Source organism: Elusimicrobiota bacterium (assembly GCA_040757695.1).
GTDB lineage: Bacteria > Elusimicrobiota > UBA8919 > UBA8919 > UBA8919 > JBFLWK01.
Window position 1 is genome coordinate 1 of record JBFLWK010000060.1, and the last position, 14,152, is coordinate 14,152.

Sequence of the window (14,152 nt, forward strand, 5' to 3'; positions counted from 1 at the left end):
TTTCACGTCAATTTTTTATAGGTTCCTTTATAATATGTCTCAGCATTTATTAGCAAGCGTGTCTGATGAATCAGACCACCCTATTTCTCATTAGAGAAATGGGAAATTTGCCAAACTACAGTAAATACATTAAAAACAAAGAGTATTTTTCGGTAAAGATACAATGTAACAGGAATGAATACGATAATAAACCAGATAATTGCTGGGCTGTTAAAAAATGACATAATGGTAAACAATGTAACACCCAAGATAGAACCGGAAATGTTCACTATGTACGCTTCAAGCGGTTTTAAGTGCTCAAAAGCCCGTCCAATTTCCTGACCAAAAGAAATAAACATCGTTGTAGTTAATATGAATACTATCGGTAAAAACCACCAGGCGCTTGCACTGTAAAGCGGTATGCCTTTAGATACCCCGGGACCCGTAAAGTACACGCTAATATCAGAATTAACATCTATACTTATAATAACTTTTAAGAATATCACGCACAGTATTAAAAAGATTGACGGAAAAAAGACAATATAATTGGTTTCTTTTGTGCTTAAAAGTAATCCAATACCCGTACCTAAAAAACATGCCAACAGCACAAAATTTGAAAAATAAGAAATCATTACCACATTGGAATTGAACCATCTTATACACGCAATCTCTAAAAAAAGTGCTGTGAAACTTATTAAGAAAAGTTTAAAATATTTGTTCATCATTTCTTTTTGAATACACACAGGAAACAATTTGAGCGTGGCGAATAGTTCACTGCTTCACTCCCCCATTTATATACGGTTAATTCTGGTGTTTCGTTTGAAAGAATATCAATTATACCATCAAGATTATAATGTTTCTCCAAAAAGTTTACTGCCCAATCTAAAATTGGTTTATTTGATTGATTTGAAACATCAAACCATGATGTTATAACATTAGCAAAGATTAAATATTTAGGTTTTGCAGACTCAATTTCAGTTATCAATTCTTTCTGCATTTGTAATGCAACTTCGTTTGTATCAACGACCCTATGGATACAAGTATATTTCGTTGCCGAATTTCTATCCGAATAGAAATAAATTTGTGGTTCCGAACCAATAATAGCAATTCTATCATTTTCAGTTGTATGTTTTTTTATGTAATCTGCAATTTTAAGTGATTCAGGAAATGGGTTACCTATATAGATTCTTCGGCATGCTTCATCAGGAGTCATACAAAACAAAAATTTCCTTTCTTTTATCAATGGTAAGATTAACATAATAATTGTAAACACTACAGATACAAATAGAGCAGATGCTGGTTTTTTTATCTCAGCCAGAAGCTTATATATAAAGACAATTCCCAATCCTGATAGAACAGCCACGGCAGGAAGGAAAACAATAAAATAATGAGGTCTGAAATATAAACCAGGCGTGCAGATTGATAGAAATAAGCCGAATGTAAACAGTGAAATAAAAGGCAGATGAATTCTGATATCTTTATCTACAAAAAATGACGCTACTCCAACCAGCATTGCAAAATAAACCAACAATAATGATGAAGGAATTACAAGTGGTAACACTGATAAAAAATTCTCTAATCCTTGAATAAGAGATATTCCAAAAGTATGATATTTTACATATGTTATTGTCCAGAAAAAGAATTTACCAAAATTATCTTTATAAATAAAATAAATACAAATAATAGTTATGGGTATAATAAATCCTGCAAGGATTATTAAGACATTTGTAGCCATTTTTTTTCGTGGTAGAATTTCTTTCTTTAAAAAAACAAAAATGATATATACCATAGAAGACAAAAATATAATTATGCTATTTTGTTTTAGCAGTGCCATTAAACCAAAAAGTATTCCACAAAGAAAGAAGTGGAATAAACGGTTAGAATCTATAGCGATTAACATTACTAAGATAGCAGATGTTGATAGCAAGACCACAAAATGTTCTGATTCAGCTGAAAATCCTAATCCTGTTGGATTAAGCGTGATAATAGCATATACCGCACCTGCTATTATACCAGTCCATCGGACAAATAAATGTTTCCCAATTAGAAATATCAGCAGTACGCTAACTGCATTTGCAATCAACAGCCCCAGATGGATAGATAAAGAATTCTGACCAAATAACAAGAAAAAAAATGCATAAACATAATAGATACCTGGGAATCGTGTTGCGTATGCCTGCGTATAAGGTGGGTTGCCTTTAAGTAGAAGATCTGCTATATACGCATACGTTCCTTCATCTCTATCAAGTGGGATGCTCAATAGCCGTAAACGGATAGTAGCAGTTAATAATATAATACTAATAACTGCAAGCCATGTAAAATAGTCAATTAATTTTTTGTTGAAAAATGTTGTTAATGAAATAACCATGTTTAATAGACATCAAGTTCAGACAGATATTCTAATGCTTTTTTGTTATCCGGTTCTATTTCTAATACTTTCTCAAATTGTTTTTTTGCTTTTTTATGATTATGAAGTTTGAAATAAGCGATTCCTAAATTAAGATATGCTGTAGAATCATTTGGTTTTTTCTTTAATAGTCGTCTATATACTTTAACTGCCTGTTTGGGAGCGCCTTTGTGAAAATAGATTTTTGCTAAATTATAATAATTTTCCGGATAGGTAGAACCCAGATTTATTGCTTTCACATAGTATTTCATTGCCAAATCGGTCTGTTTTGAGTTGTAATAGAAGTTAGCGATATAATATGCCGATGTATAATAAATATGCTGATTTGCCTTGTTCCACCAGGGATTAAATTCTAAAGTTTTTTGGAAATTTTCGTTTGCTAATTCGTTTTTTCCCGTTCGTTTATACGCCAAACCAAGATTGAAATATATCATACTATATTCTGGGTATTTTATAACCAATCTCTTATATTCCTGTTCTGCTTTTTTGTATAATCCGATTTTAAGATAAAAACCAGCCAAGCTGAAACATCCATAAATGGAATCTTCGTATCCTTTAACAATATATTTCTGTAAATCAATGTGATACTTATCAATAACTGCCTTATTTTTTGGTATTTTTTTTAGGAATACGGATGCATTCTCGTCTAAAAACACAATATCCCAATCTTTATTTCTATAAAGGTCAAATAATAAACATTTCGCCTCACGAGAATAATGACATATAATAATACAATCTATATTATATCTGGTTTCCAGTTCTTTCCACGGTTTAGATTTTTCAAGAATCTGCTCCCTAAAAACAAAAAATTCTTCTCCATAAACTTCAAGTCTACCATCTATAAAAACTTTTATTGCAGGATAGCATTTCCATATAAAATATCCACCGGACTTTGAATCGTTAAATATGTTTCCATTATACCCGATATTTTTGACAAACTCAAGTGCTTTTTCCGGATAAGAATACTCCGAGACACCCAAACCAGTTTGAGTTAAATTTCCTTCTGAAATATAGTATCTATTAGACACAACAGACATAATAATTTTTAGTATGAGAATACATAATAATAATGATACTATTATCCTTATTTTTGTTTTTCTCAAGAAAAAAGAAGATAGATTGTTTAAATTGTTAATTGTTATCGGTGCTGATATCAATGCAAACAATGCGATATTACGACGAGCAAGTACTGAAAGAACCAGGAACGAAACATATAACAAAATTTGCGCGGTATCTATTTTTTTGATATTTAATACAATACTGAGAAAAGAACAAACTATAAATATTTTGTAAAAAAGTATTATACTGTTTTCATAATGCCCTGAAAAAGGCGGCTGGAATTCAGTAATTATTTCTTTATATATTGTTGTTGTAGATATTTCTTTGAACAGAAATAAAGGAAACAAAAAACCTCTTATAGTGTATGGATTCAAAAAACCGACAAGAATTACAAGAACTCCAACGATTGCTAATTTAATAATCTGCCTGTTAGATAGTAATACAGCATCGGTCCTGAATTGGGATACTATCTTTTTGTCAATAATCGCTGCTATGATATAGATAAATAATATCACATTCCCAACGAAAAACAGAGAATGTATATTTACCCATAATAGTTGTATAAAAGGCAGTAAGAAGATAGTATTTTCACTATGTCCTTGTTTGTATAAGTCCAAAATAAAAAAGAATAAAGCAATAAACAAAAAACTGAACATTTCAGGACGGATTAAAAATCGTTCGTTGACGGTTAATACCGTTAATAAAAATATAAAAACAGCGACAAGATAATTTTTTGGTTGATAGAAAATTTTGAATAAAAACAGTAATGTGATTGATATGATAAACGCTTGCATAAAAATTAGACCATTTATACCTGTGAATTCGTAAACTTTATATGCAATTACCTGAAAAAGCCATTGCGAATCAATCCATTCCTTTTTTGATGCTGTGTAGGAAAAAATATCAGAATGCGGGATGGTATGATTTTTGATGATATATTCGCCTGTCTTAAGATGCCACCAGATATCAAAATCAGTTACCTTTCTAATAAGAAATGAAATAAGCAGCACAAACGACAGAAAAATAAGGATATACTTTGATATTCGTTCTAACATAATGTGATATTACTGATACAAATGTTATGGCTGAAATTATTCTGATATTTTTAGAGATTTAATGATATTTATTGCCTTTTTAGCCTGTTGATCGTCAGGAAACAAGTCTAATGCAATTTTAAGTTGTTCTAATGCATTATTATACTTTTTTTGAGTATAGTATAATACCCCGAGATTAGAATATGCTTTTTCAAAAGTTGGATTTAGTTTAATTGCTTCTTGATACTTTTCAATTGCTTTATTATATTTCTTTTGTTTGTGATATACAACACCAAGATTATAATGTGCTAATGCATAATCTGGATCTATTTTGATAGATGTTTGATATAATTGAATTGCTTTATTATAATTCTTTTGATCGCAATATAAAGTGCCAAGTGCATTATATGCATATTTAGAATTTGGATCCATTTCAATAGCTTTCTGAAGAAACTGATATGCTTTATTATATTCTTTCTGCCGTAAGTAAAAGATACCGACATTATAGTATGCTCTTGAATGAGGATATTTAGTAATAACCTCTTCCCATAAAAGTACAGGTTGTTGAAAAACTTGATTTCTTTTATATGTTGTTATGCCAAGGAATAAAAAATAAAAAACGGGAACTACCGGAAGCCACTTATATTTCAGACGACTAATTATTCCAAGATAAAAATAAATCAAAATTAGATAAAATCCAAATCCGGAAATATATAACCGATTATCCACCATAACACTTGTAGCCGGCAAAATACTGGAAGTTGGTGATAGTGTAATGAAAAACAACAGAATAGAAAACAGTAATATTTTTAAGATGTTATTTTTCCTTTTAAAAATAAGCAATGTGAATATAAATATTCCAATAATAATTACTCCTGATATCAAAAATTTAAATTCATATATTGATTTTACTGGAGTATATGAACCTCGGTCAATGCAGAGTCCAATAGGAACAAGAAGTAGCCACACATATTTTAATACAATATAAACTTGATTTATAAAATACAATAATGGGCTGGGTAAATTGCTTGCTTCTAAATCACCAATTTTACCAAAATAAAAGTATCTAAATAACAAAAACAAAACAAGTATTGTCCAATAGGGAATATGATATTTCTTTTTTTTAGGAGTTCTGATATCTTATAATCAGACAAAAAAATACAATCAAAAATCAATATTATCGCTGGAAGTGTGACTGCATCTTGTCTTGAAAATAGTGCCAGTATGAAACATAAGACAGAGATTGAGAGATTAAGAGATTGAGAGATTAAGGAATACTTTTTGATTGTTTCTATAAACAATAATAAAGCAAGCAGATAAAAAAAAGTTGACAGAACTACAGACCGACCAAAGATATATGTTACTGCACTGGTATTTACGGGATGAACAGCAAAAAATAATGCTACAAGAAAAGAGAAAAATTGAAATTGGGAAATTGGGAAATTAGGATATTGGGAAAGAAATGAGATTATTTTTTTTGTCAGGATAAATATCAAAATAACATTAAATATATGGACAGTAAGGTTAACCAGATGGTAGCCGAATGGATTCAATTTACCAAAAAAATAATTCAGGGTAAAAGTTAAATATACTACAGGTCTTGAAGGGTCATTTCTTTCCCACACATGCTTTTTACTGTAAGGATATATAAGTTTTGTTTTCAAATTTTTAAAGTTTCTTATATCTGGATTATCAACAATTTTAGCTATATCGTCTAATATAAACGGCACCTTAAAAGAAGGTAAATAAACAAGTATTGTGATTATTATTATCGAGATAATGTAGATGATGTTTAAGTGTCGGTTATTCTTTAGGTTCATTTTTTTGCTTTTTCATAATTCGGGTTTAATTCAATTGATTTCTGGTAGTACTCAATTGCTTTTTCAACATTTCTATTTCCACCCTGTGCTTTATAAATTTCAGCAAGATGAAAGTATGCGCTTACAGATAAAGGATTTACAACCAGTTCTTTATTAAAATTTTCTATTGCTTTATTGTAGTCCTTTTTTATTTTATAAATTAAGCCAAGATATATAAACGGTGTTTTACCATATTGAAATTGGTTTTCTTGTGCCATTTCTTTAAATAGTTCTGCAGATTTATCATATTCACCTGCCTTGTAAAAGGTTGAAGCAAGTGCCCATTTTGCATTTATATTATCCGGGTCAAGTTGAAGTGAAAAACTTATGAGTTCTATTGCGTTCTTAAAATCTTTTTTGTGAGCATATATTGCACCCATACTCAAATTTGCACTTGGGCTTTCCGGGTTTTGTTTCAGTGTTTTTGAATAGAATGTCCAATCGTCTTTCCAATCTAAATTGCGGACAACTGTCATTGTAGCCAATAATACGATAATACAGCCCGCCAATCCGTAGACGGCAATTAATTGCCGTCTACCAATTTTATCTAATAACACTGCCAACAACACGCAAACCCCTATTAGCGGCAGATACAAATACCTTTCTGCAACTATGTTTTGCATCGGGATTATGTTTGAAGTCGGCAAAAAAGTTATTGGTATCCACATTAACCAGAAGAACAGATTTTTTGAATTTTTATAAGTGTAAATCAAAATTGCTACAAAAACAATTACCGACAGAAACCCGAAAATTACGGGTGCTTGAAATAAAGTTGCCGGAATTTCTATGTTATACTCAACGCTTAAATTAAACGGTAAAAAAACTACGCTTAAATAAACGGGTATGGCTTTTAACATTACAAAGATATTTGTAATGAAACTGTCGCCGGGATATTTTATGGCCGCTTCCGTTGGATGTCTGAATATCAGGAATCTAACAACTAAATAAAAAACCGCTATAATAAAAAAATAACGAATAACGAATGACGAATGACAGATAGTAGAAAAAGATTTTCTATTTTGGCTTTTGTCAAAAATTAAATCATATAAAATGAGCACAGCAGGTAAAGTGACAGCGGTTTCTTTACAAAAAACAGCAAGAAAAAAACAGATAGGAGATATAAGATAAGAGATATGGGTTTTTTTAATATAAAAAAATAATGAAAACATAAAAAACAGCGTTGACAGTTGCGTTTCTACAAACGAGACCATATTTACGACTTCTGTATTTACTGGATGCACAACAAACAAAAGAGCGCTTAAGAAAGCAACAAAATTGTTTTTCAGAATATAAAAAACCAGCAGATAAATCAGAACAGCATTAGCGATATGTAATATGATATTTGTAATACGGTGTCCGACGGAATTTATATTCCAGATTTTGTAATTAGCCATATGAACCAGAAATGGTAAAGGACGGTAGGTTTGGTCATATGTATACTTAAAATATTTGGTTGGTGAAAAGAATACCAAGCTATTTTTGAAACTTTTTATAAAATTGTTTTTTTCAACAAAATACTTGTCATCCCAGAGATAAGGATTTTTAAGCGTATTGGAATATATAAGAAATCCCAAGAAAATTATAATCAACAGATGTTTATTTATTATCATCTTTCTGTTCCTTCAATCTGTGAAATCAGATACTTTGCTCGTTCGTAATTCGGGTTTAATTGAAGTGTTTTTTCTAACATTCTCAATGCTTCACCGTAGCGATAAGTCAAGAAATATATGTAGCCGATATTAAAATTTATCTCTACAGAATCGGGCTTCAGTTTCAGTGCCTTTTTTAGATATTTCAACGCCCTGTTATGCATACCTTTTTGAATGTAGATTATACCAATTGAATTAAATGCGATATAGTCGTCAGGATTGATATCAGCCGATTTTTCAAAATAATTTTTGGCTTTAATAATATCGCCCTGTGTTTCATAAATTTCGGCAAGATGAGAATATGAAATTGAAGAAAGCGGGTTAAGTTCAATTGCCTTATTAAAATTTTTGATTGCATTTGTATACTGCTTTTTGATTTTGTAAATTACGCCGAGATTAAAAAACGGCGCCTTGTGATAGGTATATTTTTTTTCAGAAACAGTTTTTTGATATATTTCAAGTGCCTTGTCAAAATATCCGAAATCCTGGTAAATAGATGCAAGCGTGGCTTGTCCATCAACATAATCCGGATCCATTTTAAGAGCGGTATTGATATGTTCTATCGCTTTATTGAAATCCTTTTTTTTGGCATACATCATCGCTATGTTTATATTTGCGCCTGGGCTGTCCGGATTTTGTTTCAACGTTTTCAAATAGAATGTCCAATCGTCTTTCCAGTCACGGTTACGGATAACCGTCATTGCAGCCAATAATATAACAATACAGCCCGCCATTCCGTAGACGGCAATTAATTGCCGTCTACCAATTTTATCTAATAACACCGCCACAAACACACAAATCCCTATAAGTGGTAGATACAGGTATCTTTCTGCAACTATGTTTTGCATCGGGATTATATTTGAAGTCGGGAGAAAAGTTATTGGTATCCAGAGTAGCCAGAAAAAATGGGGACGGAGGAAAGTAGATTTTTTATATACATAAATTGAGATTACCAAAAAAATTATTACAACAGAAAATCCAAAAATTACCCGTGGTTCTAAAAATGTCGTCGGGACTTTTATATTGTGTTCAACGCTTAAATTAAACGGTGAAAAAACTACGCTTAAATAAACGAGTATGGCTTTGATATTTGTAATAAAACTATTGCCGGGATATTTTATAGTTGCTTCCGTCGGATGTCTGAATATAAAAAACCTGACAACTAAATAAAAAACCGCAACGGCAAAAAATGGAACATATTTTTTTGACCACGAAGACACGAAATTCCGAAAAAAGTCCAAATTTCGTGTTTTCGTGCTTCCGTGGTAAAATAAATGTTTTCGTGGTAAAATTAAATCATATAAAATTATAATTGCGGGAAGCGTTATTGCGGTTTCTTTGCAAAACACAGCCAGAAAAAAGCATAGAACAGAAAAACGGTAGTAATAATAGTAGTCGGCAATTAATTGCCGACTACTAAGGTATACATACAACAAAAATGCTAAAAGAAAAAACAGCGTTGATAACTGCGTTTCTACAAACGAGACCATATTGACAACTTCTGTATTTACAGGATGCACAACAAAAAAAAGTCCGCTTAAAAAAGCAGCGAAATTATTTTTCAAAAGATACAGAACCAGAAAATAGACCAAAACAGCATTTGCGATATGTAATATGACATTTGTAATACGGTGCCCGACGGGTTTTGTGTTCCATATTTTGTAATTAACTATATGTAGCAAAAAAGGTAAAGGGCGGTAGGTGAAATCCTGCGTGTACTTAAAATAGTTTTTTGGCGAGAAGAAAACCCAACAATTTTCAAACCTTTTTATAAAATTGCCGTTCTGTATAAAAAGCCCATCGTCCCACAAATACGGATTTTTCAGTGTATTAGAATATACAAGAAAACCAAAAAGTAATATCAGTAAAATATATTTGCGGGACATATTTTACAAATCCTGAGCAGAAATAACATTAGTATTCTTATCAAAGTATTTTGAAACAATATAAAACTCGTTTAAGCCCAACTTTGATACTATTCTTTTTAATCTCTTTATGTCTATATCCGATGACTTCATTTTTGCTTCAAAGGCAATTTTTTTATTCAGTATAAAATCAATCTCTGCACCTCTGTATCTTTGGTAGTAATTGATAGTATCTACTTTCTTCAGGGTATTAAACACAGCATTTTCAAATAATGTACCGTCTGGAATTTTACCAAGATAATTCAGCATTCCAGTATCGCAGAAATACACCTTTTTAGCGCATCTTACTTCACCGTTTATATTTTTGGAAAACGGGCTGACAAAAGAAACAAAATATGTCTTTTCTAAAAAGTTTAAATATGAATAAACTGTCTCCCTTGAAACCCCGATTTCTGATGCGATTTTTGAAATATCCAATTTTGAGCCCGTCCTACCAGCAAGCAGTAAAATTATATCTCTGAAATTGTTTATGTTTTTGAAATCTCCGAGTACCTTAACATCTTTTTCAAAATATGACTTAAAAATATCTGCCAGTATCATTTTTTTTCGTTCAGTGTCTTCTTCAATTACAACTGCCGGGAATCCGCCGAAATTCAAATACTCGTCATAAAGTTTTGAATAGGTCTCAAACGCAATTTTATTTTTATTTTTTGCTTTCTGTAAAAAACTATCTGAAAACCTTTTTTTTCTTTCCTTAAAAATGAGAAATTCTGTAAAATCTAATGGATATAGTTCGTAGATTATTTTTCTGCCTGCTAATGATTCAGGAAATAAATTTTTCAGATAGAAACTGCTTGAACCGGTGAGAAAAAATTTTATTTTATAATGGTCATAGAGATATTTAACAGGTTTTACAATTTCTGGCGCAACCTGAATCTCGTCAATAAATATGAACATCCGATGGGTTTGGTTTAGACCGAGTGGCTTCATATTTGAAAGAATATTATCGTAATTTTGCTCTTCAAATATTTTCTGATTAAGCGGATTTTCAATATCCAAAAAGATTTTGTTTTCTGCCTTAAGTCCGCCGAATATATCCGTAAGTAAAGTGGTTTTACCTACCTGCCGCATACCGAAAACTAATACGATACCCGGTTTTTCTATTTCTTTGATTAACAATGATTTCAATTTTCGTTGAAAAATTTTTGCCATTTAACCCTCAAAATGCTAATTTTGTTGGTCAATATCTTACAAAATTATACTAAATTTGTCAAGCAAGTTCTGGCTTTCATCTTAAAGTATTTTTTTATTCTTTGGATTCAGTTTTAATAAAAATTCTTCGCACGGCAGACATAGTATCCCGTTTTTCATTAAACGCTCTTTTCCGCGATAAAGAAGATAGGTACTGCTTTTTGGATAATCTTCCTTGAAGCTTTTTAATGCACGCAAATCTTCGGGTTTAATTTTTAAACTATTTTTTACTTCAATCGCCCAGAATACAGATTCGCCATAAACAATAAAATCGACTTCCGAGCCGGAGGATGTCCGCCAGAAATAAATGTTATTTTTCTCACCGCTGTATGCATTCCAATCAATGAGATGCTGGGCAACCAAGCCCTCAATCGCACATCCGTTGATTTCCTCAGGTTTGTCTAACGGACCTGCAGGACGAAGCGAGCGGTAGACGCCAGCATCAAAAAAGTAAAATTTTGGATGTGATACAACAACCTTTTTTGCGCGCTTGGTAAATACAGGCAGGCGAAACGCCAACAACAAATCCTCAAGTATTGTTATGTATCCCTCAACAACTTTTCTTTCAACTTCGCACTCGCGGGCAACATTTGTGATATTAAGAACAGCACCGTGCGAAAAACTGACTGCTTCCAGAAATCGCGAAAAATTCCCAATGTTTCTAACCAATCCCTCCGCCTGCACTTCCTCCCTTACATATAAGGCTGCATATGTCTTTAAGACGGCGGACGGCTCCAGTGCTGAAACCACAATCGGCAATAAACCATAATTCAAGGCGTTATTCAGGTTAAACTTCTTGCCTAACTCTGCGGCGATAAAAGGATGCATCGTTTTTTTTATCAATCGTCCTGCAAGCAAATCAGTTCCTGTTCTTTTAAGTTTACGCGAACTTGAACCTGTTATGACAAACTGTTTTTTTATTTTCTTTTCTATAAGTAAATGAACAACACTCAACAATTCCGGAACTCTTTGGATTTCATCAATTACAACGGTGTTTTTATCCGGATTGGCAAGAACGATTTCAGCCAGGCGTTCAGGGTGGGCGCTATATGACCGAAAAACATCGGCTTCAAGCAAATCAATCCAAACAGCATCAGGATAGTTTTGTTTCAGATAGGTGGTTTTACCTGTACCACGCGGCCCGAAAAGAAAATAACTGTATTTTTGCGGAGTAAATATTCTCGGTATTATAGTTTCCATATTAAGTCCAAATTTGGAATTATTATTTCCGTAATTATTATATCTATTTTGGACAACTTGTCAATAGGATTTACAATTTGTCCAATTATTATTTTCCTTGACCTTTTATCTGCGAGATTAAATACTTTGCATTTTTGTAATTCGGGTCAAGTTGCACCACCCTTTCCAACATTCTTAATGCCTCACCGTACCTATAACTTAAATAGTAAGCATAGCCGACATTAAAGTTAACCTCCACAGAATCGGGTTTTAATTTCAGTGCCTTTTTTAGATATTTTAATGCCTCATCCTGCATTCCGTTCTGGCTGTAAATTATACCGAGTGGGTTTAACGGAATGTAATCGTCAGGATTGATATCAGCCGATTTTTCAAAATCTTCTTTTGCTTTTTCAATATCACCTTGTGCCTCGTAAATTTCAGCAAGATGAAAGTATGCGATTGCAGATAAAGGATTTACCACAAGTAAGAAACAAAACAGCCAATAAAACCAGCGATACGGAAACACTTATTTTCAAGGTTTTTAGAATGTATTTTTTATCCATACAGAAAACCACAAATCAGTAAAAACATAATTGGTATTTTCTTTCTCAACAATATCCTTTTTTATTAGAAGCGAGATTGACTTTTTTACCAATGATGGCGAATTTAACTGATACCTTATTAGGAACTGCTGTGCGAATATATTATTTGTAGAAGACATAACCAGCCCTTGTAAAAGCCGTCTCTGTGTTGCAGGAAGAAGGTCCCATAACATTTGATAAGTTGGTGTATTTTTACGCACAATTGAAAGCAACGCTGTATCAACCTCATTCAATTCTATTTTCTTTTTCTCAAAAAATAAATCCCAGATTTCATGCGCAAAACATTGAACATAGTAAGGAATATTGTCAGCCAAAGAAATAATTTTATCTATTACATAATTACCGACGATAAAACCGCCTTTTTTAAAAGTATTTCCTAAATACTCTACCCATTTCTGCTCATTAATTTTTTCAAGATAAATCACCGGACCAATCCCGTAAAATGCACGAGACCGTTTTGTAACCATTTCACCCATAGTATCTTTTTTAGACCCGGAAAATACATACCCTACATCTCGTTGATGCTGAATAACTGAACGAATCAATTTTTCTAATGATTCACCACCGAGTTTAGATATTTCCTGAAACTCATCAAACATTATTACAACTTTCACTTTCTCTTTATTCGCTAATTTTTGAGGATATTCTAATAGATTTTCAAGTGTTTGATATGTTTCACGTTTTGGAGGCAGAGAATCAATCCCTAAAGAAAAAGAACCATTATGTTCAATTGTAAACTGTGGTCTCAAACTGGAGATAAAATCTTTAATAAATTTTATTGTCTGTTCCAAACTTACAGATTTAATTTCTGCAAGTGCCTTTGCAAACGAACCTACAAACTGCTCTAAAGAAGGGCTTTTAAAAAGGTCAATATAAACCACCCTTACTTTCTTTTTTTTAAGATTACCGCTTACTTTGCGAAGTAAAGATGTTTTTCCATATCGTCTTGGAGAGATAAGAAACAGTTTTTGACTATCTACTAAATCTCTTGAGAGTTCTATGATTTCTTTCTCACGATTGATAAAGTTTGCTTCAGCGATTGCTTCACCATAAACAAACGGATTCATATAAATCACCTTTTACACCTAAAGGTTAGTAACCCCAAGGTGTAATAAATTGTACAAAAATTATCCTGTATTGCCAAGAAAACCTTGTAACCACACGATTTCACAGATTATCACAAGATTAAAAAAGTAAGAAATTATCAAAATTTTAATTATCTGTGTAAATCTTGTGTTAATCTTGTGGTTTAAAATGTTGTTTTATAA

The 14,152-nt window shown here is 32.0% G+C and carries 11 protein-coding genes; all 11 read right to left on the bottom strand.

Features of this window, described 5'->3' with window-relative positions:
• Window positions 1-80 precede the first annotated feature (80 nt).
• The 11 genes from AB1349_09695 to AB1349_09745 all read right to left on the bottom strand — a co-directional run bounded on the left by AB1349_09695 (window position 81) and on the right by AB1349_09745 (window position 13,951).
• The gene (locus AB1349_09695; protein ID MEW6557613.1) at window positions 81-704 is read right to left on the bottom strand and encodes a hypothetical protein; all 624 of its coding nucleotides are present in this window, start codon (window positions 702-704) and stop codon (window positions 81-83) included.
• Window positions 701-2,347 (bottom strand): glycosyltransferase family 39 protein, encoded by a 1,647-nt coding sequence (locus tag AB1349_09700; GenBank protein MEW6557614.1) that lies wholly within the window; start codon window positions 2,345-2,347, stop codon window positions 701-703. Before AB1349_09700 ends, AB1349_09695 begins: the two co-directional genes overlap by 4 nt.
• Window positions 2,348-2,349: 2 nt before the next feature.
• Complete coding sequence (locus AB1349_09705) at window positions 2,350-4,500, bottom strand: tetratricopeptide repeat protein (protein ID MEW6557615.1); 2,151 nt, start codon at window positions 4,498-4,500, stop codon at window positions 2,350-2,352.
• Window positions 4,501-4,536: 36 nt separating this feature from the next.
• On the bottom strand, window positions 4,537-5,562 hold the full coding sequence (locus AB1349_09710; GenBank protein ID MEW6557616.1) for a tetratricopeptide repeat protein: 1,026 nt from the start codon (window positions 5,560-5,562) through the stop codon (window positions 4,537-4,539).
• Entirely contained in the window at window positions 5,514-6,299 is a 786-nt protein-coding gene (locus tag AB1349_09715) for a hypothetical protein (GenBank protein MEW6557617.1), read from the bottom strand. Before AB1349_09715 ends, AB1349_09710 begins: the two co-directional genes overlap by 49 nt.
• The gene (locus AB1349_09720) at window positions 6,296-7,948 is read right to left on the bottom strand and encodes a tetratricopeptide repeat protein (GenBank protein ID MEW6557618.1); all 1,653 of its coding nucleotides are present in this window, start codon (window positions 7,946-7,948) and stop codon (window positions 6,296-6,298) included. Before AB1349_09720 ends, AB1349_09715 begins: the two co-directional genes overlap by 4 nt.
• A complete protein-coding gene (locus AB1349_09725; protein ID MEW6557619.1) occupies window positions 7,945-9,873 on the bottom strand; it encodes a tetratricopeptide repeat protein in 1,929 nt (642 codons plus the stop codon). Before AB1349_09725 ends, AB1349_09720 begins: the two co-directional genes overlap by 4 nt.
• A gap of 3 nt (window positions 9,874-9,876) precedes the next feature.
• Complete coding sequence (locus AB1349_09730; GenBank protein MEW6557620.1) at window positions 9,877-11,064, bottom strand: ATP-binding protein; 1,188 nt, start codon at window positions 11,062-11,064, stop codon at window positions 9,877-9,879.
• 81 nt (window positions 11,065-11,145) lie between these two features.
• Complete coding sequence (locus tag AB1349_09735) at window positions 11,146-12,303, bottom strand: AAA family ATPase (GenBank protein ID MEW6557621.1); 1,158 nt, start codon at window positions 12,301-12,303, stop codon at window positions 11,146-11,148.
• A gap of 88 nt (window positions 12,304-12,391) precedes the next feature.
• Entirely contained in the window at window positions 12,392-12,763 is a 372-nt protein-coding gene (locus AB1349_09740) for a tetratricopeptide repeat protein (protein MEW6557622.1), read from the bottom strand.
• Between the two features lie 60 nt (window positions 12,764-12,823).
• Window positions 12,824-13,951 (bottom strand): ATP-binding protein, encoded by a 1,128-nt coding sequence (locus AB1349_09745; GenBank protein ID MEW6557623.1) that lies wholly within the window; start codon window positions 13,949-13,951, stop codon window positions 12,824-12,826.
• Window positions 13,952-14,152: the final 201 nt, after the last annotated feature.